Raw genomic sequence first — 21,901 nt, 5'->3', positions numbered from 1 at the left:
GACCGTACGGCTACCGGGTCGGGACGTAGGGCTGCGCCGGAAGCATTGCCAAAAATGCGGTATTGCCGTCAGCAACGGCCACCGGACCGAGCCCGCCGTCGGATGCTGGTCCCATGGGGGAGAGGAGCGTCGTGGTGGCGCCGACCACGCGGGCCGACGTCGCAGACGTGGCGGACTACCTGCACCACAGTCTCAACGCGCGGCTGAGCGCCCGCGAGTGGGAGCGCTCGATCGTGCCGCCGTGGCAGCACGACGCTCCCAACCACGGGTTCCACCTGCGCAGCGGAGGCCGGGTGGTCGGCGCCGCGGTCGCCTTCTACGCCGAGCGTGACGTCCGTGGTCGCACCGAGCGGGTGTGCAACCTCGCCGCCTGGTGCGTCGACGAGGACCAGCGGTCGCACGGCCTGCGGCTCGTCCTTGCGCTCCTCGCTCAGCGCGGCTACCACTTCACCGACCTCTCCCCGAGTGGCAACGTGGTCGCGCTCAACGAGCGTCTCAAGTTCCAGCACCTCGACACCGCGAGCGCTCTGGTCCCCAACCTGGTGCTGCCGGGGGGAGGGGTCACCGCCGTGTCGGAGCACGAGCGCATCGCCATGCTCCTGCATGGTCGTCAGCGGCAGATCTTCGAGGACCACAGGCACGCGCCCGCGGCCCGCCACGTCGTTCTCCGGTCCAGCGGCGCCGACGTCTACGTCATGTTCCGCAAGGACCGGCGCAAGCGCCTGCCCGTGTTCGCGTCGCTGCTGCACGTCTCGGACCGCCAGCAGCTGCCACGCGTGTGGAACCGGCTCTCCACCCACCTGCTGCTGAGCCACGGAGCGTTCGCCACCCTGCTCGAGGATCGGGTGGCGGGCTGGCGCCCGGCGCGGGCGATCGACCTGCCGCGGGCCCGACCCAAGATGTTCCGCAGCGAGACGCTCGACGCCTCGGATGTCGACTACCTCTACAGCGAGCTGGCATGCGTGGCATGGTGACGACGACACAGAAGGGGCCCGGCGCATGAGGACGCGGATCCACCACCTGCTCGAGGAGCGTGCCGGGATGCACCCGCACCTTCCTGCGCTGACGGCGGGCCACGACACGGCCACCTATGGCGAGACCTGGGAGGCCGTGAGCCGGACCGCGTCCGGCCTGTCCGGCCTCGGCGTCGGCGCGGGGGACCGCGTCGCGGTGTTCCTCGACAAGCGGATCGAGACCGTCACGGCGCTCCTCGCCACCTCCCTCGCCGAGGGCGTCTTCGTCCCGGTCAACCCGGTGCTCAAGCCGCGGCAGGTGGCGCACATCGTCGGCGACAGCGGCGCTCGCGTCCTGGTGACGACGGCTCGTCGCTGGACCACCTTGGCGCCGACGCTGGCGGGAACGGGGCTGCGCGACGTGGTCCTGGTGGACGGTGGTGGCCTGCGCTCCGCTGAGTCGTCCGGGTCGCCGGCCCTCCACGCGCTCGCGGACCTCCACCGCACGGCCGCGGCGCCCGGACCCACTCCGCGTCCGCCCGACTCCGACCTCGCCGCCATCCTCTACACGTCCGGCAGCACGGGCCGTCCGAAGGGTGTCGTGCTCAGTCACCGCAACCTGGTGGTCGGCGCGGAGAGCGTGAGCAGCTACCTGCACAACCACGCGGACGACGTCATCCTGGCCGCCCTCCCGCTCAGCTTCGATGCCGGACTGAGCCAGGTCACCACAGCACTCGCCGTGGGCGCCCACGTGGTGCTCGCCAACTACCTCGGCGCCCGCGACGTGGTGCAGCTGTGCGAGCAGCACCGGGTGACGGGGCTGACGTGCGTCCCTCCGCTGTGGGTGCAGCTGGTGGAGCAGGAGTGGCCGGAGGGAGCACGCTCGTCCCTGCGTTACTTCGCCAACACCGGTGGTCGCATGCCGTCCGCCACGCTCAAGCGCCTCCGCGACCTCTTCCCCACGGCGCGCCCCTACCTCATGTACGGCCTCACCGAGGCGTTCCGGTCGACCTACCTCGACCCCGACGAGGTCGATCGCCGGGGCGACTCGATCGGCAAGGCGATCCCCAACGCGGAGATCCTCGTGCTGCGCCCCGACGGGACGGAGTGCGAACCGGGCGAGGAGGGCGAGCTCGTCCACCGCGGGCCGCTGGTGGCGCAGGGTTACTGGAACGACCCCGGGCGCACCGCCGAGCGATTCAGGGCGCTCCCGGGACGACAGCCCTGGCAGCCCGAGGAGAGGGCCGTCTGGTCGGGCGACACCGTCGTGGCGGACGAGGAGGGCTTCCTCAGCTTCGTGGGTCGTGCCGACGAGATGATCAAGACCTCGGGCTACCGGGTCAGCCCCACGGAGATCGAGGAGGCCGTCTACGAGACGGGCCTGGTGCGGGACGCGGTGGCGCTCGGCGTCCCCGACGAGAGGCTCGGCCACCGCGTGGTGCTCGTGGTCGCCGGCCCGCAGGGGTCCGAGCTGGTTCCGGAAGACCTCACGTCCGTGCTCCGGCGCGAGCTGCCTCTCTTCATGGTGCCGTCGGAGGTGCTGGTCATGGAGGAGCTGCCGCGCTCGCCCAACGGCAAGTTCGACCGCGTCGCTCTCGCCGAGGCGGTGCGCGGATGAACGACGAGGAGCACGTGGCCGCGCACCTCGGCCCCGACGGCATGCTGGCAGTGGGCGGGGTGGGACTCGAGCGTCTGGCCGCACGGGTTGGCAGCACGCCGTTCTTCGCCTACGACCGCGAGGCGATCAGTCGCCGTGTGGCCGCCGTGCGAGCCGCCCTCCCGGAGGGCCTCGACCTCGGCTACGCGATCAAGGCGAACCCGATGCCTGCGGTCGTCCAGCACATGGCGCCGTTGGTCGACACTCTCGACGTCGCGTCCGTCGGTGAGATGGCCGTGGCGCTCGACACGGGGAAGCGCGCGGAGAAGGTGACGTTCGCGGGGCCCGGCAAGACGGACGCCGAGCTCGTTCGTGCCGTCGCGGCCGGCGTGCTCGTCGAGCTGGAGTCGGCGGGGGAGGCGCGCCGGGTCGCCCGCGCTGCCGAGGAGGTCGGCGCCGTCCCGCACGTCGCGATCCGGGTCAACCCGGACTTCGCCGTCAAGGGATCCGGGATGCGTATGGGCGGCGGACCCCAGCAGTTCGGCGTCGACGCCGAGCAGGTCGTGCCGCTGATGTCGATGATGAATGACCTGGGACTGCAGTGCGAGGGGTTCCACGTCTTCGCGGGGTCGCAGAACCTGCACGCCGACATCCTGGTGGAGGCGCAGTCGCGCACGGTGGACCTCGTGCTCGAGCTGTCCAAGGCCGCGCCGCGACCCGTCCGTTACCTCAACCTCGGCGGCGGCTTCGGGATCCCCTACTTCGCCAAGGACCGGCCGCTCGACCTCGCTGCGGTGGGCGACAACCTGCACCGCCTGACCGAGGAGCGTCTGCGGCCCGTGCTCGGCGACGTGTCCGTGGGCATCGAGCTGGGCCGCTACCTCGTCGGGGAGGCAGGGCTCTACGTCACCCGCGTGGTCGACCGGAAGACGTCGCGGGGTACGACATACCTCGTCGTCGACGGGGGCATGCACCACCAGCTCGCCGCCTCGGGCAACTTCGGCCAGGTGATACGCCGCAACTACCCGATCGCCGTCGCGGGCGTCCCGGAGGACCGGGAGCACGAGGAGGTCACGGTGGTGGGCTGCCTGTGCACGCCGCTGGACGTGCTGGGGGACAAGGTCACCCTCCCGCGCGCCGACGTCGGCGACCTGGTCGTCGTCTTCCAGGCCGGTGCCTACGGACTCACCGCCAGCCCGACCGCCTTCCTCGGTCATCCGGGCCCGGCCGAGGTGCTCGTGTGAAACGACCGGCGACATTCGCAGACCCGATCAGAGGACGTAGAGAGGAAAGGCCCATGCAGGCAACGCGCGAGGACGTCGAGGCAGTCATCGAGGTCGTGGTCTCGACGCTTGGCATCGAGGACCAGGCCGCCACGATGGATGCCGGCACCCCGCTGTTCGGAGAGCTGCCCGAGCTGGACTCCCTGGGCGTGGTCGAGCTGGCGGTGGCGCTGGAGAACCGGTTCGGCATCGAGGTCGACGACGAGGACGTCACGGGCGAGGTGTTCGCCACCGTCGGAGGACTCGCCGAGTTCGTCGCGGCGAGGCGGTCATGATGGCCGGCCGGCGGGGAGCCTGACATGGATCCGGGCGTGCTCGCGATCTCGCGTGCCGGCGGCCTGCCGGACCTCCAGGGCGCTCGCGAGGTGCTGAGAATGGCGGGTGTCCCGTCAGCCGTCGTGCGGGAAGCACCCGGACTGCTGGTGGCCACGTGGGGTGGGTTGCAGCTCGACGGCGACGGCTCCGCGATGCTGACGCGCGCGACGCGCCGCCACGAGGCCGACCTGGACGCGGGTGACGTGACGCCGTTGATGGTGCGCGGTGATGTCGGGGCTCTCCGGGAGGTGCTTCCTCCGTTCGCGGCATTCACGCGGACCGGTGTCTCGGAGGCGGTCGCGGTGACCGACGCGCTGGGCTTCCGGCACGTCTACCACTCACATGGTCCGGGGTGGGCCGCCATCAGCACCTCGGCCCGGGTCCTGGCAGTCCTCGGTGATCGCGGACTCGACCACGATGCGCTGACCCTGCAGTCGCTGCTCGGCTGGCAGGTCGGGCAGTGGACCCTCTTCGACGGGGTGACCAAGCTCGCTCCTGGCGAGCTCGTCCGAGTGCGTGACGGGCACCTCGACGTCGTGAGGGCCCCTGCGGCCTCCCTCCAGCGGCTGGAGCTCGACGACGCCGTGGACCAGGCGGCAGACCTGCTCCGCCGCTACCTCACCACGTACGTCACCGACCACCCTGACGCCACGCTCCAGCTCACCGGCGGGCAGGACTCCCGCATCCTGCTCAGCGCCGTCCCGCCGGACCTGCGGAGGGGGCTCGCGGCGATCACGCTCGCGGTCCCCGGCTCGCCGGACGTGGCGATCGCCGCAGACCTGGCGGCGCGCACCGGCGTACGACACCACGTCGAGGCGCTCGAGGACCTCGCGCGCATGCCGGCGGACGAGGCCCACGCCCTGGCAGTGCGCTCGAGTGCTCGGCTGGAGGGGATGGCCGACCCCCTCGCCCTCGCGGCGTTGTCGATCGCCGAGCAGCGCTTCGACCAGGGCCACCGCATCGCAGGCCTCGGCGGTGAAGTGGCCCGCGGCTTCTACTACCTCGGCCGCCCGCGTCCTGTGCCGGTCACGCGGGAGCGAGTGGCGCGGCTGACCTCGTGGCGCATGTTCGCCAACGAGGCGATCGACCCACTCGCCCTCGCACCGCACCTGCGGGAGGGGGCGCGCGACCGGGCTGTGGACCGCGTCCACCACCTCATGGCCTCGAGCGGGAAGGACTGGTTCGAGGCCACCGACGAGTTCTACCTGGACCAGCGGATGCAGCGCTGGGCCGGAGTCACCGACACGGCGATCTGCTTGGACCGCTCGGTGGTCAACCCGATGCTCGACGACCGATTCATCCACATCGCCCGATCGATGGCTCCCGAGAGCAAGCGCGGCTCGCTGTTCCTCGCCCGACTCCAGGTCGCGCTCGACGACGACCTCGCCCAGGTGCCGCTCGACGGGCGTCCCGCGCCGCGCGCCTTCGCGTACCCCGGGGTGGGTGACCGGGTCCAGGCACTCCACAAGCTCGGTCGGAAGGCCGTGGTCAAGGCGCGGCAGCGGTGGGGACACAGCACCCGCCCGCCTGTCGGTGGGACGGTGCTGGCCGGCAAGGTGGTCGATCACTGGCGCGCCCACCCGCACCTGCTCGACCGGACCACGGTGAGCGCCGTCCTCGACGAGCAGTGGGTGGACGACATGCTCCGCCGCCGCGTCGATCCGGCACCGAGCACCGTGTCGTTCGTCCTCAACGTCGCCAACCTGCCGCTGGGCGCGACGATGCCCGCCACGGTGTGACGTCCCTCAGCGCACGACGGTGGCCGACCACGCCTGCTCGATGAGCAGCCGCGGGGTCGCTTCCGCCGAGGTGTCGACGGCCCAGGTGTCGGTCACTCCGGGCTCGTCCGCACGCGGCAGGCCGTAGATCAGGGTGTCGTCGTCGAGCCACTCGACCTGGTCGTCGAGCCCGCGCGGACCCGCCTCGAGGAGGGTGCGGTCACCCGTCGCGAGGTCCTCCACGGCGAGCTGCCACACGACCCGACGACCCGGGTCGACGTCGACCTTGAAGGCGACGCGGGTGCCGTCGGGCGACAACGCGGGGCACTCGGCGTCCCGGGACACCGAGGTCAGCGTGCGCTCGGCCAGGTCGCCCTCGACCAGCCAGGTCCGGCCGCCGGTGGCGACCGTCGCGTAGAACGTCTCGTCGTCGACGAAGGTGACCCCCCAGACGTTGCGGTCCACGGAGTCGACCTCGCGGCCGTCGATCACGAGCCGGAAGTCCTCCAGGTTGCCCCATCGCTCGCCGTCGCCGAACTCGTGGACCTCGGTGGCCGTCGAGAAGCCGGTGGACATGTAGGAGTGGCCCGCGACGAACACGGTCGTCGCCACCAGGGTCCCGTCGGGACTGAGCCGGGTGCGGCTCGGGATGCCCGGGAGGTCGTGGCTCGCGACCTGCTGCCAGTCGGCGTCGAGCTCGAACCCCTCGTACGCGGCCGCGACCCCCGGGTCGGTGACCAGGCAGGAGGCGCCCTCCGCACGGGCCGCGACCCGGTCGCAGGTGACGCCGGTGAACGCGCGGGGGCCGCCCGGGTCGTCGAGCGGCACCACGGCCACCACGCCGTACTGGCTGTCGTTGCCGGTGTGCCGGAACACGATGCGCGGTCCGTCGGTCACCTCCGCGATCGGCGCCTGCTCGGCCTCGGGATCGGCGGCCCGCTCGGCACGGACCTCACGACGCTCGACGACGACGTAGGCGGTCGCGGCGAGGGCGATCGCCACGACCACCGCGACGAAGGCCAGCACGCGGACGCGGGGGCTCACGAGCTGCTCATCGGGTGACCGCGGCGCCGTCGAGACGCGTGATCCGGGTCGCGGCGGCGAGGACGGCCACGACCAGGAGCCCGGCGACGGTCGTCATCGCCGCCGTGGGACCGAGCACCAGCCACAGCACGCCGAACCCGGCCGAGGCGAGCATCCGCGCGAGCGCCACCACGGTCTGCGCGGCGGCGATGCCGCTGGAGCGCGCCTGCACCGGGACGAGGCGGCCGGCGATCGCGGCGATCACGCCGTCGGTCGCGGCGTAGAACGTGCCCAGGAGGAGCAGCGTCCCGACGGTGGCGGCGGCGGTCGAGGTCGGGAGCACGGCGCACAGGTAGGCGCCGACGAGCGCGAGGTGGCCCACGACCAGGGTGCGGGCCCGCCCCACCCGGTCGGCGAGGCGGCCGACCGGCACGGCCAGCAGCAGGTAGGCGACGTTGGTGCCGACGTAGAAGAGCGGGAACCAGGCCACGTTGGCGCCGCCGTGGTCGAGCAGGGCGAGGTAGATGAAGCCGTCGCCGATCGTCAGCAGGCCGAGCACGCCGGCGACCGCGAGGAGCGGCCGCAGCCGCGCGTCGGTCAGGTCGCGCCAGCGGAACGGCGGCGGCGTGGGCCCGCTGCGCGTCGCCGCGTCACGCCGCGTCCGCACGTCCGGTCCGAGCAGGCCCAGGAGCGCCACCCCGGCGATCGCGAAGGCGAGCGACACCACGAGCACCACGGAGTAGCCGCCGGGCACGAGCCACAGCAGGGCGAAGGCGATCAACGGGCCCAGGGCGGCCCCGATGGTGTCGAGCATCCGGTGCACGCCGAAGGCGCGGCCGAGGTGCTCGGTGGGGGTCGAGGTGCTGATCATCGCGTCGCGCGGTGCCGTCCGGATGCCCTTGCCGATCCGGTCGGCGGTGACCACGGCGGCGATCCCGGCAGCACCCGAGGCGAACAGCAGGAACACGCGTGCCACCGCGGAGAGCCCGTAGCCGAGGAACGCCACCCACTTGGGACGGTCCGAGGCGTCGGCCAGCCAGCCGCCGCCGAGCCGGACCAGGGCGCTGACCCCCTGGTAGAGACCGTCGACGAGCCCGTACGCCACGGGCGTGAGGCCGACGACCGCGGTGAGGTAGAGCGGCAGGATCGCCGAGACCGACTCCGACGAGACGTCGGTCAGGAGCGACACGACCCCGAGCGTGACGACGACCCGGCCGACGGGGGGCCGGGTCGAGGTCGCGCCGCGCGTGCTGGTGGTGCCGGCGGCCGGCCGGTCGCGGACCGAGATGTACATCCCGGTCACCCGCGCTCGGCGCGCAGCGAGGCGTGGACGGCCAGGCTCGTCCCGGAGCCCCGGGGGGTGACCGTGACGGTCACGACGCTGCCGTCGCGCCGGAAGGCGGCCGCGCGGGAGCCGGCGACGCTCGGCGGGGTCGCTGTCTCCGCCATCCCGCGACGGGCCAGGCGGGTGCGGTAGGCGAGCAGGACCTGCTCGGGGGACCGGGACGACGTCGCCACCAGCCCGACCTGCAGCCGGTCGCCCGACGGTGAGACGCTGCTGCTCTGCACCCGCGTGGCCCGGTCGGGTCGCAGTGCGTCGGGGAAGCCGGGCAGCAGCCGCCCCTGTGCGCTCGCGGCACGCGGGAGCGGAGTCGTGACGAGTGGGGCCGTGCTCGACGGTGGGAGGAGGTCGGCGAGGCTGTCGACCGTCGGCGCCGGCGCCTCCGGCATCTCCAGTGCCGGAGCCGAGCCGTCGGCGGTGCCGTCCTCAGCCCCGTCGGCGTCCGCGTCGGTGCTCGGCGCGGCATCGGGGCTGGGCGTCGCGTCCTCGGCCCCCTCGGCCCCCTTGGTCTCGTCGGCGCCCTGGTCCGCCGACCGGGCCCTGCGGTCGTCCCGCCGGTCCTTCGTGCGTTCCCCGGCGCCCGGCGATCCGGCGCCCGGCGATCCGGCGTCCGACGAGCCCGCGACCGACGGACCGGCGTCCGGGGGCGCGCCGTCGGCGCCGCAGCCGCCGAGGAGAAGGGCGGCGACGACGCCGATCACGGCGACCCGCACAGGTCTGGTGTTCATCTGCTTCTCGACCCCCACGGTCGTTGACGAGACGGTGCGCGCTCAGTAGGCGCCGCGGTGGCCGAGCACCGCGCGCACCGTGCGGACGAGGATCGAGAGGTCGTGGCGCAGCGACCAGTTCTCGACGTACCTGAGGTCCAGCCGCACCGACTCGGCCCACGTCAGGTCCGAGCGCCCCGACACCTGCCACAGGCCGGTCACGCCGGGCTTGACCACGAGCCGGCGCCGCGGGTCGACGTCGTAGCGGGCGACCTCGCACGGCAGGGCCGGGCGGGGGCCCACGAGGGACATGTCGCCGCGGACGACGTTCCACAGCTGCGGCAGCTCGTCGAGCGAGTAGCGGCGCAGCTTGCTGCCCAGCGGCGTGACGCGCGGGTCCTGCGCGATCTTGAACAGGACGCCGTCCTTCTCGTTGTCCTCGGCCAGCTCGTGCCGCGCCACCTCGGCGTCGACGCCCATCGAGCGCAGCTTGAGCATGGTGAAGGGGACGCCGTCGCGACCGATGCGCTCCTGGCGGAAGAACGCGGGGCCGGGGGTCTCCATCCGGATGGCCACGGCGAGGGCGGCCAGCAGCGGGAGGGACAGGACCAGCGCGACGAGCGCGAGCGTGCGCTCGACCACGTCCTTGAGCAGCCGGCGCGGTCCGCGGAGCGTGGGCTTGCCGACGTGCAGGACGTCGAGGCCGGCCGTCGACATGACTCGCGTCCGCTGCGGGTGGACGTCGAGCAGCCCCGTGCCGAGGAAGAGCTCGGTGCCCAGCCCCGACAGCGACCAGTGCAGCCGCCGCACCTCGACGGGGGAGAGCTTGGCCCCGGGCAGCACGACCAGGGCATCGGCAGCGTGGTCGTGGGCCGCGGTCGAGGACGCCTCGAGCCCGACGTAGATCGGGACGTCGCCCTCGACCGGGGTCTTGGAGGAGCGGGTCAGGCAGGCCGCCACGACCTCGTGGGTCCCGCTGGCCCGCAGCTGCGCAACGGCCTCACGGACGTCACGCGGCCGGCCCGCCAGCACGACGCGCGGACGGGGACGACGTACGCCGGCCACGAACGGCCCGGCGCTGGCGACGGTGAGGGCGCCGACGAAGGCGGCGAGGGCGAGCGGGTCGGCGTGCCAGAGCAGGGGCGAGACCGCCAGCGTGAGCACCGCGGTGCGCCCTCCGGCGGCGAGCACGACCGCCGCCCGGGCTCCCCGGGACTGCCCGAGTGCCTGGCGCCGGTAGCGACCGGACACCGCGAGCAGCGCCGGCCAGGCCAGGGCGGTCGCGGCCGCGGGGAGGAGCTGGAGGCGGTCCTGCGAGACCCACAGCACGGCGAGCGCCAGCGCGAGGACCAGGTCCAGGGCCGGCGCCAGCCAGCTCGCGGCCGGCCGGGTGGCCGTCCGGCGCGGGGCCGGGTCGGCGAGCGGCTCGGCCGGGGCGGCGCCGGGTGCGACCGGCGGCAGGGTCGTGGCCTCGCGAGGGCGGGGGACCTGCGGGTCCAGCAGGGCGCCGTCCGCTGTCGCCTCCGCGACGATGTCGGGCACCAGCCCGGCCGCCACCTCGGAGACCACCTCAGCGACCCTGTCGCTCACGACCTGCGTCATCTCAACCCCCTCCGGGACACCGCCCAAGGCACCCGTTGCTGACCTTCCAGTGAGCCTAGGAACGCCTGACCGGGCGGGCATGCCGTAAATGAGCGAAAGCCCTGCACGCCCGGGAGATACCCATTCGAAGGGATGGGCAGGTCAGGCCGGGCGGACCTACTCTCGATGTGGTGCACCACACACTGGTTCGCTATCTCGGGCCAGCCCCGCACTGGCCGCCCTTGGTGGCCGCTGGCGTGACGCGGAACCCCACGCTTCGTCACCCGGAACCGATGTGAACCAGTGGGCGGCGGTCGAGGTCCCCCTCCTCGACCGCCGCGTCCCCCCACCCGGGGAACGCGGCTCTGCCGACCAGCACAGCGAGAGCCGGTGGGCTCAGACGCCGACCTTCCAGCCGACCTGGTTGGCCATGCCGACGGCGGCGAGCTGCGAGGACACCTCGAGCTTGCCGAGGATGGACTTCACCTGCGTGCGGACCGTCGCCTCCGACACCACGCTGTCCTGGGCGATCGCCCGCACCGTGCGCCCCTCGATGAGGGCACCGAGCACCTGGCGCTCGCGCGGGGTGAGCAGGTCGAGCCGGCGGCGTACGTCGTCGTGGGCCTGCCGGTCGCGGGCCCACGCCTCGAGCAGCGACTCGAGCTCCTCGCGGGTGACCACCGGCAGCCCCTGGTGCAGCCGCCGCACGGTGGCGAGCGCCTGCTGGAGGGCGCCGGTCTTGGACAGCACCTTGCGCGCCCCCAGCCGCATGCACGCCCCCCAGCGACCGATGTCGTCGGACGCGGTCAGCACGACCACGTTGGCGTTGGCCCGGGCGAGCGGCGCGACCAGGTTCATCCCGTCACCGAAGCGGCCGAGGTCGAGGTCGAGCAGGACCGTGCGGGGGTTGGCCCGCAGGGCCAGCGACCGGAGCGTGGCCATCGACCCGCCCTCGTCCGGCGGCTCCAGGCGTCGTACGTCGTAGCCCTCCAGGGAGAGGGCGAGCTCGAGCGACTCCGCGAAGAGCACGTGGTCGTCGATGATGAGGACCCTGTGCTCACCCCGAGAAGCGCCAGGCACGGCCGTCCTCCATCGTCAGGTCGGGCATGGCCGGGGCGGACGGGACCAGCCGCGTGGGCTGGAGGTCGTTCTCCGGTGAGCGTCGGACCGCGGGCAGCGAGATCACGAACGACGACCCCGCGCCGTCCCGGTCCGCGAGCCGCAGCGACCCGCCGGCCTCGGTGACGAGGCGCTGGGCGACGTTGAGGCCGATGCCCTCGCCCCGCGACCCGGTGCCGCGCTTGCCCCACTCGAAGATCTGGGGTCGCTGCTCGTGGGGGATGCCGCGGCCGAAGTCGGTCACCGTGATGTCGACGGTCTCCTCGTCGCGGCGCATCACCTCCACCACGCTCTCGTCGGTGCCGCCGTGCTTGGCGGCGTTGTCCACGAGGATGTTGAGCACCTCGGACAGGGCGTCGTAGGGAGCCCGGACCACGTCGCCGGTGGAGTGCAGCTCGACGTGGCGGCCCTTGAGCCGCTGCAGGTCGAGGATCTTGGTGAGCGCGTCGTCGAGGCGCAGGTCCGTGGCCTGCGGGCCGGTCCCGGCGAGCATCCGCTCCATCCGGTCGAGCTCGCGGCGCAGGGATGTCCACAGCCGCTCACGCGTCTCGCTGGGGAGGTCCTCCCGGTCGAGCATCGCTGATCCGGTGACCAGCCCGGCGATCGTGCTGCGCAGCTCGTGCATCCGCTCGCGCTGCTCGCGGGTCGCGTCGACGAGCACGTGCTCGAAGGAGTCGATGCGTCGCTGCTCGTCCTCGAGGGCGCGGCGCAGGGTGGCCCAGGCGATGCCGAGCCAGGCGGCGCCGACCGCGGTGCGGGCGAGCCACAGGGCGGCATCGATGCTGCCACCGGCGAGCCCCGTCGGGGGGACGAGCTGGCCGAGGACCACCACGCCCACCGTGACGAGCAGCAGCGCGCTGACCGGCCGTGACGCCGCACGCTGCTGCAGCACGAGGACGGCGGACAGCAGGTGGGTCGCCAGCAGCACCCCGATGAGCAGCTGCATCATCGACGACGGCGGCTGGACCCGCGGGAACTGGAGCAGCAGGTGACCCGCCGCGACGAGTCCCAGCCCGAGGCCGATCACGAAGGTCTCGTCGACGACACGTCGTACGCGCTCGGGCGCCAGGAGCGGGACGACCACCCCGATCATCCCGACCAGGCCCACCGCGAGCAGCAGCAGCTGCACGAGCGTCCCCCGCGGCGGCGCGCTGTGCAGCGCGATGAGCGTCACGCCCAGGGCCTGTGCGGCCACGAGCGCGCCCGTCGCCACGATCCAGCCCGCGACCGCACCGGCGTGCTTGCGCCACATGACGAGCGCGGTGCAGCCGGCGGCGGCGACGAACACCCCGCTGACGACCCCCTCGCCGAGCGACGGCGCCGTCGACGCCGACGGCGGCGACCACCACGCGTGGTCCGTCCCCGAGCCGATCCAGACCAGGACGAGGAACGAGGCGAGCCCCGTGACGCCCGTCCGGCACCGGTGGCGCATGTTCCCCCTGCAGAACCCCAGCATCTCCTGCTACCCCCCCTGCTACTGCCGTGTGTCGTCGAGACGCGTCGACCGCCTCCCAAAGCTGTCGACCCGTCGTGTGTCCTTGTTGCGTGTGTCCCTGTTGCCGTGTGCGTCATTCGTGTGAGCCAGGCTCTCGGCCGAGACTGCAGCTCACGGTGCGGGGGGTCCAACGATTGTGTGGTCGTACCGCAATTGGGGCAAAGGCGGTCTGGTCCGCCGTTCGCAGGAGTCGTGGAGGCTTCGTCAAGGAGCCCCTCAGGACGTCCCCAGCGCGGTGTCAGCGCGGGCCGATTTCCCCTCAAGGGGGTAAGCGAGGGTGCCGGGCCGGGGTCGTGGGGCAGGTCGAGGCGGGCCGCGTCCCCAAATAGGTGCACGTTCGCCAAAGGGTCGACGTGCCGGGGCCCGCGCCGGAGAGGCTGGTCCCACTGTCAGGCGGAGGGAGGGGCTCATGAGCGTGGCAGGTCCGGTGTGGGTGCTGTCCCCGCACCTCCTGGTGGCGCAGGCGGTCACGGCCGCCCTGCGCTCGGTCGGCGTGCCGGCCGAGACCCGGAGGTGGGAGTCGGTGCTCGAGGAGGACGTCTCGGAGTCGTCCACACCGCTTCGACCTGCGGTGGTCATCGCCATCGTGGACGGGGTTGACAACTCCGCGGTCGTCGGCCATGTCGAGGCGTTCGCCCAGCCCGGCGACGTGCGCGTCGTCGTGGTCAGCTCCGCCGACGCCTCCACCCGCTGGGGAGGGCTGCTCGCCAACGACGCCGTCGACGTCGTGACCGTGACGACCTCGGTCACGCAGCTCGCCGAGGTCGTCAAACGCCTGACCGCCGGCGCCTCGTCGATGGACCCCGAGGAGCGAGCGGCGTTGCGCACCTCCTGGGCCCTCGACCGCGACCGCCGCCGGCACGTGCGAGAGCAGCTCGAGTCGCTGTCCCCCCAGCAGCGTCGGGTGCTCGAGCTCCTCGCCTCCGGGCGGCGGGTCGCCGAGGTCGGGGTGGAGATGGGGGTCGCCGAGGGCACGGTCCGCAGCCACGTCAAGGCGCTGCGCGCCAAGCTGGGTGCCTCCACGCAGCTCAAGGCCGTCGCGATGTTCCACGAGGTCTACGAGGTGACGGGCTCCGACCTGGTGCCCCGACCCCGGCAGGCGGGTGAGGACCCGGGCGACGACCCGGGTGACGACCGCAGCCGCGGCGAGAGGGTGGGCGTCGCCCGTCGATAGGCTGCGCCCATGATGGATCCCACCACGCTCGACGACCACTCCTTCGCCGTCTGGGCGGCCGAACGGGCCGGCTCGGTGCTCCTCGACGTACGCGCCGGGGCGCAGGCCGACGGCCTGGAGGGGAAGGCGCTCAAGGACGCCGGCGACGCCGCCGCGCAGGCCGAGCTCGACCGGATCCTCACCCAGCACCGTCCCGACGACGCCGTGCTCTCCGAGGAGGCGGCCGACGACAAGTCGCGGCTGACCGCCCGGCGCGTGTGGATCATCGACCCGCTCGACGGCACCCGGGAGTTCTCCGAGCCGCCCCGCGACGACTGGGCGGTCCACGTGGCCCTCTGGGAGGACGGCGACCTGGTCGCCGGCGCCGTCGCGCAGCCGGCGCTGGGGGAGACCTTCAGCACCGGACGACCCAGCGTGGTGCCGCCGCGGACGTCGCAGCGTCCCCGCATCGCCGTCTCGCGCAGCCGTCCGCCGGCCTTCGTCGAGGCCCTCGCCGCGGAGCTCGACGCCGAGCTCGTGCCGATGGGCAGCGCCGGTGTGAAGGTGATGAGCGTCGTGCGCGACCTCGCCGACGCCTACGTCCACGCCGGTGGGCAGTACCAGTGGGACAACGCGGCCCCGGTCGCGGTGGCGCGGTCCGCCGGCCTGCACTGCAGCCGCGTCGACGGCTCACCGCTGGTCTACAACGAGGACGACACCTCGCTGCCCGACCTCATCGTCTGCCGCCCCGAGCTCGCGGAGCAGATCGTGGACTTCGTCAAGCGCCACGGAACCTCCTGAGCCGAAGCCGGGCGGGCTCAGGCTCAGTGGACGAGCTTGAGCCCGATGATGCAGCCGACGAGGCCGGTCAGCAGCAGTGCCTTCACCACCGAGAAGGCCTCGGTGCCGGTGGCCATCGCGACGACCACGGTCAGCACCGCGCCGATGCCGACCCACACGGCGTACGACGTGCCGACCGGCAGCGTGCGCATGGCGTAGCCCAGGCCGCCCATGCTCATCGCGAGCGCGACCAGGAAGGTGGCGGTCGGCACCGGGCGGGTGAGGCCCTCCGAACGACCGAGCGCGGTGGCCCACACGGCCTCCAGCACTCCCGACAGGACGAGCACGAACCACGCCATGGCCATCTCCTCGACGGCCGTCTTGTCGCGTCTCCGGGTACGGCTCCCTCGTCCGGTCGCCCCGGGTCGGGGCAGGTTCGAGCATATCCGCTTGCGGGGAGACGCTGCCTCGCGACAGCGTGGCGCCATGACCTCCTTCGTCTCGCACACCACCGTCGACTGCCACGACGCCTACACGCTCTCGGAGTGGTGGAAGTCGCTGCTCGGCTACGTCGACGTGGACGGCGACCCCAACGAGCCGGGGCACGAGGAGTGCATGATCCTCGACCCCGACACCGGACACAGCATCCTCTTCATCGAGTTGCCCGACGCCGACCTGCCCGCCAAGCGGATCCACTTCGACCTGCGCCCGCGGGAGGGCAGCCGGGACGACGAGATCGAGCGGGTGCGTGGCCTCGGCGCCACGGAGGTCGCCGACCAGCGCGGGCAGTACGGGCCCGGCACCGGGTGGGTCGTGTTCGCGGACCCGGAGGGCAACCAGTTCTGCGTGCTGCGCTCGCAGGCGGAGGTGGACGCCGGTCCACCCCCGCCCGCGTGACTCACTGGGCCAGGGCGTAGGCCGCGCAGCCGATCATCTCCGTGCTCACCGTCAGCCGGTCGATGCTGATGTTCTTCTCGATGGTGTCCTCGGGCGAGTGGTAGGGCGGCTCGAGCAGGGCGGGCGTCGCCTCGCCGCGCCAGGAGAAGTTGGCCGAGGCGATCCCGACCTCCTGGAAGGACTGGTGGTCGCTGGCGCCCCGCTGGGTCACCGGTGAGATCTGCGGCTCGTAGCCCAGCCGGCCGGCGGCGGCCGTGATCTGGTCGGTCGTGGCGTTGCCGGTGCCCGAGAACGACAGCTGCCAGTAGCGGGTGGCCGGGCTCCAGCTGGTGCCGACCATGTCGTTCTGGAAGACCCCGCGGATGCGGGCGCGGTCGGCGCTGGGCAGCTGGGCGACGTGGTAGCGCGAGCCGATCAGACCCTGCTCCTCCGAGCCCCACAGCGCCAGCCGGACGGTGGCCTCGGGCTTGCGCAGGCGGGTGAGGACGCGGGCGAGCTCGAGGGTCAGCACGGTGCCCGAGCCGTCGTCGTTGGCGCCGGGCGCACCGATGACGGAGTCGTAGTGGCCCGAGATGTAGACGAGCGGTCCGGACGCGCCGGATCGGCCGGGGATGTCGGCGAACACGTTGTTGCTCGTCAGCCCGCGGTGCGAGGTCGTGCCGACGGTCAGCCGCAGGGGCCGGACCGCCAGGTCCTCGCGCAGCACCCGCTTCTGCACCTGCGCGACCCCCAGCACGGGGATCGCCGCGACAGGCGTCCACGGGGGCGCCGACGTGCCCGTGGTGGGCACCAGGCGCAGGGACGCCGCCGACGCCCGGCGGGGGTACTCGAGGTCGGCCGGCAGCAGGATCACGGCCGCGGCCCCGCGCCGCTGCGCCTCGAGCACGAAGGCGGCGCGCAGGTTGACCCGCGTCGCCGGGACCGGGTCCTGCGCGTCGTCGGCCAGGACGACCGCGCCCGTGATCGCGGCCGGGTCGGCGGGCCACGCGGGTGCGGTCGCGGCCTTCACGTCGACCACGCGCCCGGTGACGGGGGCGGCATCGAGCCCGGCGTCGGGGGACGCGCCGGCCTGCCAGCAGATGTCGTCGGGCAGCTGGCCGTCCGGGTCACCGATGTCGGCGAGGAACTTGTCGGCCACCGCGAACGGCTCGAGGCGGACGTCGCTGCAGCCGGCGCTGCGGAAGGAGGTCAGGGCGAACTCGGCGGCCGCCTTCTCCGAGGCGGTGCCGCCGATGCGCGGGCCGATGCGCTCGGACAGCACCTGCAGGTCGGCCAGCGCGCGCGAGGGGCGGATGCCCTTCACGACCTGGCGGTCGAGGACGGCGAGGGACGGAGCTCGTACGGCGCCCGGACGTGTGGTGTCGGCGGCCCAGGCGGGCTGGCCGGCCGCGACGACGGCGACGGTGCCGGCGGCTCCGGCGAGCAGGCTTCTCCTGCGCAGGGTGGACTGGTCGGATCCCGAGATGTGGTTCATGGAGAGCGAACCTATGTGTTCGGCAGTCGAACGGTAAAGGATTGGGGCGTCAGCCCTTCAACCCGGCTCGGGAGACCCCCTCGACGACGAAGCGCTGGGCGGCGGCGTAGAGGACCAGCACGGGCGCCGAGGCGATCACCGCGCCCGCCATGAGCAGGTCGTAGCGCACGGCGTTGGCGTTCTGCAGCGTGGCCAGACCTGCGGGGAGGGTCTGGCTCTCCGGGGAGAACAGGACGTAGACCGGCCACAGGAAGTCGTTCCAGTTGGTGAGGAACGACAGCATGCCGAGCGTCACCAGTGCCGGCCGCGACAGCGGGAGCACCACGGTGACGAAGGTGCGGAACCGTCCGGCGCCGTCCATGGAGGCCGCCTCCTCCAGCTCGGGCGGGATGCCGAGGAAGAACTGGCGCATGAAGAACACCCCGAACGCGCCGGCGGCACCCGGCACGATGACCGCCGCCAGGGTGTCGAGCCACCCGATGCGGCTGGTGATCAGGTAGTTGGGGATCAGCAGGATGACCGGCGGGATGAACAGCGTGCCGATGATGATGCCGAAGACCCACTTCTTCCCGGCGAAGTCCATGCGGGCCAGCGCGTAGCCGGCGAGCGCCGCCGTGGCCACGATGAGCAGCGACTGCAGGCCTGCTGCGACCAGCGAGTTCACGAGCCAGCGCACGACCGGCGTGCCGTCGTTGCCCAGGATCGCCTCGAAGGCACCGGTGGTGGGGTTGTCGGGGATCCACTGCGGGTCGGGTGAGGCGGCGTCGCCCGTCGTCTTGAACGCCGTGGACAGCATGTAGAGCAGCGGGCTGACGAAGAGCAGCGTCAGGACGCCGAGGACGCCGTACTTCAGGATCCGGCGCAGCCGCGCAGGGCTGCCGCCGTCGTCCTCGTGCGGTCGCTCGGTGTCGTGCTCGCGGGTGGGGGTGGCAGTGCTCATCGTCGGTTGCCCTCCGGCTCACGGTCGCGGAAGAGGAAGAAGACCAGGACGCTGACGAGCATCAGGAAGAACGAGAAGATCATCGACATCGCGGTCGAGTCCCCCGAGTTGAAGTTGGTCAGGCCGGTGTCGGCGATCTGGTAGATCGCGGTGCGTGTCTCGGTGCCCGGTCCGCCCTGGGTCATCAGGAACGACTGGCCGAACATGTTGACGGAGGCGATGATCGTCACGCTGGTGACGAACAGCAGCACGGGACGCAGGCCCGGCAGCGTGACGTGGACGAAGCGCTGCCAGCCGTTGGCGCCGTCCATCCGGGCGGCCTCGTAGAGGTCGGGGGAGATCTCCCCGAGCGCGGCGAGGTAGATGATCGCGTTGAACCCCAGCGTCCACCACACGGTGACGGCGACGAGGGAGATCCACGCCCACGGCTGCGAGGTCAGCCACGCGGTGTCGGACGGCAGCCCGAGCACGCCGAGGTAGTGGTTGACCAGCCCGATGTTGGAGTCGAGGAGGTAGCGCCACAGCACGGCGACCACGGCCACGCCGAGCACGTAGGGCGCGAAGTACATCGCCCGGAAGAGGTTGCGGCCGCGGAACTTCTCGTTCATCACCATGGCCACGAGCAGCGGCAGCACCAGCAGCAGCGGCACCGAGAGGACGGTGAAGATCCACGTCGCCTTCATCGAGTCCCAGAACGCCTCGGCGTAGGGGGACGTGCCGTCGAGGAGCCCGGTGTAGTTGTCCAGGCCCACCCAGGGCTTCTCGGGCAGCGAGTAGTCGTACTCGTGGAGGCTGATCCACAGGCCGTAGCCGAACGGGGCGATCACGAACGCCACGAACAGCAGCAGGTAGGGGGCCAGGAACAGGTAGGCGTCGCGGTTCTCGTGCGGGCGCCGCCCGCTGCCCGGCGTGCCTCGCGCCGGGTCGGGTCGGACGTCCTGGCTCGCGTCGTCCCGCGTCTGGGTCGTGGTCATCGTGTCACCGCCCGAACTTGTCGAGGTTGGCCTGCAGCAGCTTGGTCGCGCGGCCGGCGGCGTCGCGCAGGGCGGCGTCGGGGGCCAGGCGCCCGAGGATCGCCTCGCTCACCGCGGTCTCCAGCGTCTGCGCCTGCACGTCGGGCACGCCGGGGACGCTGGGCAGGAAGCGCATCGCGGGGATGGCCGGAGCCAGCGCCGCCTGGGGGGAGTCGGTGAACTCGGGGGTCTCCCGCGCCTCGTTGCGGGCGGGGATCATGCCGGCGCCCGACCACGCGGCCGACTGCTCGGTGAGGTAGCGGATGAACGCCTTCCCCGCCTGCAGCCGGTCGTCGTCGGGGCTCCGGTCGCGGAACAGGACGAGGTGGTGGGAGTTGGCCCACACCGCCGGCTTCTCGCCGATGGTCGGGATCGGCGCCATGCCCCAGTCGAGGTCCTCCGCGGCCGCCTGGAGGTCGTTGACCTGCCAGATGCCGTCCCAGGTGAAGGCACCCTCGCCGTTCTTGAACGCGGTGTACTGGGTGTCCACGGCCACGTTGTCCGGGCTGTAGCCGTCCTCCACCTGCTGGCGCATCCAGGACAGGGCCTCGACGCCGGCGTCGCTGTCGAAGAGCGCCTCGCTGCCGTCCTCCGCGTAGGGCTCGCCGCCGAACTGCCACAGCAGGGAGAGGAACATCAGGTGGGCCGGCCAGCGGTTGGGCATCCAGAACGGCGTCTCGAGGCCGGCGGCGGTCATCGCGTCGAGCACCTCGCGGAGCTCGGCGCCGGTGCGCGGCTGCTGCGACACGTCGACGCGTTGGAGCATCGACCGGTTGGCGTAGCTGGCCAGGCAGTGCACGTCCAGCGGGACGCCGTACCTGACGCCGTCGACGACCCCGGCGTTCCACACCTGCTCGGGGTACTGCTCTGCGCTGAGGCCGAGCTCCTCGAGGACGTCGTCGAGGGGGTTCACGGTCTGGCGGGCCGCCTGCGTCGCGAGCTGCTCGAGGTGCATCGCCCCGACGTCGGGCCCGCGGCCGGCGTGGATCGCGGCCACCACCCGCTGGTAGTACTGCGCCCAGTTGATCGTGTTCTGCTCCACCGTGATGCGGTCCTGCTCGGAGTTGAACCGGTCCACCAGGTCGCGCATGGCGGGACCGTCGCCGCCCGTGAAACCGTGCCAGTAGCTGATGGTCACGGGCGGCCCGTCATAGCTCGCGCCGAGGGCCGATCCGGTGTCGATGGTCGGGACCGTCGATCCGCCGCACCCGCTCACGACGGACGTCATGGCAGCGCCACCGGCGATCGCCAGGAGCTGTCGTCGGGTCAGGGCCATCACTCAACTCCTCGGGCGTGTGTCGGGGTTCACACGGCCACTGGTCTACACCGGTTCTCCAACGATGTAAATAGCCGCGCTCCGGGCCTCGTACGCGCGCCTCAGCGGCTGGACGCGGTGCTCTCGCGCTGGACGACGGCGAAGGGGACCTCCGGGTCGGGGACGTCGCCGGCCCCGTCCATGCGCGCCTGCAGGGTGTGCACGGCGCGCAGCGCGAGCTCACCCTTGTCGGGGGACACCGAGGTCAGCGTCGGGACGCTGTAGGAGCACTCGTCGATGTCGTCGAAGCCCGCGACGGCAACGTCCTCGGGCACCCGGACGCTGTGCCGGCGGAGGACCGCGAGGGCGCCGAGCGCGAGTAGGTCGTTGAAGCAGAAGATGGCGTCGAACGGCTTCCCGGTCCCGACCAGCCGGTGCACGGCCTCCGCGCCGTCGGCGCGCCGATAGCCGGCGACCGACATCCACAGCTCGTCGTCCCAGGCGACGTCGAGGTCCCCGTGCGCGCGCTGGTAGCCGTCGAGGCGCAGCCGGGCGGCGCTCGCGTGCGAGCCGGTGGGTACGCCGACGACAGCGACGCGTCGCCGGCCGCTCGTCAGCAGGCTGCGCGTCAGCTGTCGAGCGGCTTCGACGTTGTCGATGCGCAGGTGGTCCACCGCGCTTCCCGACACCCGCTCGCCCAGGAGCACCACCGGGACCCCACGCGTGGTCTCGTCGACGTCCGTGCGGCTCAACCCGAGGGGGCTCAGGATCACCCCGTCGACCATCCCCGGCCGGATCCCCGACAGCACCTCGAGCTCGCGTTCCCGCTCGCCGTCGGTCTGCTCCACCAGCACGGTCAGTCCCAGCGCGCCGGCGGCGTCGATCACGTGCGCCGCCACCTCGGCGAAGTAGACCTCGTCGAGCCGGGGCACCCCCAGTGCGATGACCCCGCTGCGACCCGTGCGGAGGCTGCGCGCCTGGAGGTTCGGCCGGTAGCCCAGCGCCTCGACGGCCGCCTCCACGCGGGCGCGCGTCGTCGCGCTGACGTGCGGGTAGCCGTTGATGACGTTGGAGACCGTCTTCACCGACACGCCGGCCATCTCGGCGACGTCCTTCAGCCTGACAGCCATGACCTGTCCTCCGTGACGCACTGCGCGGCGTGACGCGCGGGTTGCTGGGCTTCTCCAACGATGTAAACATACGGGGAGCCCCCCATCGCCGCACGCCAGCGTGCCGCCCGGCGCCCGCCTCGACCC

Annotated in this window: 20 protein-coding genes and 1 riboswitch; of the genes, 8 read left to right on the top strand and 12 right to left on the bottom strand. The window is 72.6% G+C overall.

The features are described from left to right. Window positions 1–113: 113 nt before the first annotated feature. From NCI01_RS14530 to NCI01_RS14510, 5 genes are read left to right on the top strand one after another with little or no spacing between them, the layout of a single operon-like run. Window positions 114–974, top strand: a complete 861-nt coding sequence (locus NCI01_RS14530; protein ID WP_254182215.1) for a hypothetical protein — start codon at window positions 114–116, stop codon at window positions 972–974. Between the two features lie 25 nt (window positions 975–999). Further along, window positions 1,000–2,571 (top strand): acyl-CoA ligase (AMP-forming), exosortase A system-associated, encoded by a 1,572-nt coding sequence (locus NCI01_RS14525; RefSeq protein ID WP_254182214.1) that lies wholly within the window; start codon window positions 1,000–1,002, stop codon window positions 2,569–2,571. Next, a complete protein-coding gene (locus NCI01_RS14520; protein ID WP_254182213.1) occupies window positions 2,568–3,794 on the top strand; it encodes a pyridoxal-dependent decarboxylase, exosortase A system-associated in 1,227 nt (408 codons plus the stop codon). The genes NCI01_RS14525 and NCI01_RS14520 overlap by 4 nt, the downstream gene beginning before the upstream one ends. A gap of 53 nt (window positions 3,795–3,847) precedes the next feature. Further along, on the top strand, window positions 3,848–4,108 hold the full coding sequence (locus tag NCI01_RS14515) for an acyl carrier protein (protein WP_254182212.1): 261 nt from the start codon (window positions 3,848–3,850) through the stop codon (window positions 4,106–4,108). 24 nt (window positions 4,109–4,132) lie between these two features. Next, window positions 4,133–5,887: an adenine nucleotide alpha hydrolase family protein gene (locus NCI01_RS14510; protein WP_254182211.1), complete on the top strand. Its 1,755-nt coding sequence runs from the start codon at window positions 4,133–4,135 to the stop codon at window positions 5,885–5,887. Between the two features lie 6 nt (window positions 5,888–5,893). Here the strand turns inward: NCI01_RS14510 and NCI01_RS14505 are convergent, their stop codons facing one another. The 6 genes from NCI01_RS14505 to NCI01_RS14480 all read right to left on the bottom strand — a co-directional run bounded on the left by NCI01_RS14505 (window position 5,894) and on the right by NCI01_RS14480 (window position 13,070). Further along, the gene (locus NCI01_RS14505; protein WP_254182210.1) at window positions 5,894–6,910 is read right to left on the bottom strand and encodes a hypothetical protein; all 1,017 of its coding nucleotides are present in this window, start codon (window positions 6,908–6,910) and stop codon (window positions 5,894–5,896) included. A gap of 7 nt (window positions 6,911–6,917) precedes the next feature. Then, a complete protein-coding gene (locus tag NCI01_RS14500; RefSeq protein WP_254182209.1) occupies window positions 6,918–8,183 on the bottom strand; it encodes an MFS transporter in 1,266 nt (421 codons plus the stop codon). 5 nt (window positions 8,184–8,188) lie between these two features. Then, window positions 8,189–8,959: a hypothetical protein gene (locus NCI01_RS14495; RefSeq protein WP_254182208.1), complete on the bottom strand. Its 771-nt coding sequence runs from the start codon at window positions 8,957–8,959 to the stop codon at window positions 8,189–8,191. Between the two features lie 42 nt (window positions 8,960–9,001). Continuing rightward, window positions 9,002–10,540, bottom strand: coding sequence for an exopolysaccharide biosynthesis polyprenyl glycosylphosphotransferase (locus NCI01_RS14490; protein ID WP_254182207.1), 1,539 nt, complete (start codon window positions 10,538–10,540; stop codon window positions 9,002–9,004). Between the two features lie 375 nt (window positions 10,541–10,915). Then, window positions 10,916–11,599, bottom strand: a complete 684-nt coding sequence (locus NCI01_RS22785; protein ID WP_254182206.1) for a LuxR C-terminal-related transcriptional regulator — start codon at window positions 11,597–11,599, stop codon at window positions 10,916–10,918. Continuing rightward, on the bottom strand, window positions 11,577–13,070 hold the full coding sequence (locus NCI01_RS14480; protein WP_254182205.1) for a sensor histidine kinase: 1,494 nt from the start codon (window positions 13,068–13,070) through the stop codon (window positions 11,577–11,579). The genes NCI01_RS22785 and NCI01_RS14480 overlap by 23 nt, the downstream gene beginning before the upstream one ends. A 472-nt stretch (window positions 13,071–13,542) precedes the next feature. Here NCI01_RS14480 and NCI01_RS14475 point away from each other — a divergent pair, with 472 nt between their 5' ends. Beyond that, window positions 13,543–14,307 (top strand): helix-turn-helix transcriptional regulator, encoded by a 765-nt coding sequence (locus NCI01_RS14475; protein ID WP_254182204.1) that lies wholly within the window; start codon window positions 13,543–13,545, stop codon window positions 14,305–14,307. 9 nt (window positions 14,308–14,316) lie between these two features. Then, window positions 14,317–15,087 carry a 3'(2'),5'-bisphosphate nucleotidase CysQ gene (locus NCI01_RS14470; RefSeq protein WP_254182203.1) on the top strand — a complete coding sequence of 257 codons (771 nt, stop codon included), beginning with the start codon at window positions 14,317–14,319 and terminating at the stop codon, window positions 15,085–15,087. A gap of 23 nt (window positions 15,088–15,110) precedes the next feature. Here NCI01_RS14470 and NCI01_RS14465 read toward each other — a convergent pair whose 3' ends face one another. Next, window positions 15,111–15,425, bottom strand: a complete 315-nt coding sequence (locus tag NCI01_RS14465; RefSeq protein WP_254182202.1) for a DMT family transporter — start codon at window positions 15,423–15,425, stop codon at window positions 15,111–15,113. Window positions 15,426–15,437: 12 nt separating this feature from the next. Continuing rightward, window positions 15,438–15,503: riboswitch (guanidine-III (ykkC-III) riboswitch) on the bottom strand. A gap of 49 nt (window positions 15,504–15,552) precedes the next feature. Between NCI01_RS14465 and NCI01_RS14460 the strand changes: the two genes are divergently transcribed. Then, entirely contained in the window at window positions 15,553–15,963 is a 411-nt protein-coding gene (locus NCI01_RS14460) for a VOC family protein (protein ID WP_254182201.1), read from the top strand. A 1-nt stretch (window position 15,964) separates the two neighbouring features. On the opposite strand, the gene NCI01_RS14455 is transcribed toward NCI01_RS14460, so the two are convergent. The 5 genes from NCI01_RS14455 to NCI01_RS14435 form a co-directional block, all read right to left on the bottom strand. Further along, window positions 15,965–17,437, bottom strand: a complete 1,473-nt coding sequence (locus NCI01_RS14455; protein ID WP_254182200.1) for a M28 family peptidase — start codon at window positions 17,435–17,437, stop codon at window positions 15,965–15,967. 49 nt (window positions 17,438–17,486) lie between these two features. Beyond that, on the bottom strand, window positions 17,487–18,377 hold the full coding sequence (locus NCI01_RS14450; RefSeq protein WP_254182199.1) for a carbohydrate ABC transporter permease: 891 nt from the start codon (window positions 18,375–18,377) through the stop codon (window positions 17,487–17,489). Then, window positions 18,374–19,351, bottom strand: a complete 978-nt coding sequence (locus NCI01_RS14445; RefSeq protein ID WP_254182198.1) for a carbohydrate ABC transporter permease — start codon at window positions 19,349–19,351, stop codon at window positions 18,374–18,376. Before NCI01_RS14445 ends, NCI01_RS14450 begins: the two co-directional genes overlap by 4 nt. Before the next feature lie 4 nt (window positions 19,352–19,355). Continuing rightward, complete coding sequence (locus NCI01_RS14440) at window positions 19,356–20,666, bottom strand: ABC transporter substrate-binding protein (RefSeq protein WP_254182197.1); 1,311 nt, start codon at window positions 20,664–20,666, stop codon at window positions 19,356–19,358. A gap of 101 nt (window positions 20,667–20,767) precedes the next feature. After that, on the bottom strand, window positions 20,768–21,775 hold the full coding sequence (locus NCI01_RS14435; protein ID WP_254182196.1) for a LacI family DNA-binding transcriptional regulator: 1,008 nt from the start codon (window positions 21,773–21,775) through the stop codon (window positions 20,768–20,770). Window positions 21,776–21,901 lie beyond the last annotated feature (126 nt).

The organism is Nocardioides pinisoli (assembly GCF_024199985.1).
Classification (GTDB): Bacteria; Actinomycetota; Actinomycetes; order Propionibacteriales; family Nocardioidaceae; genus Nocardioides; species Nocardioides pinisoli.
This window is presented reverse-complemented; position numbering and strand designations above follow the sequence as displayed.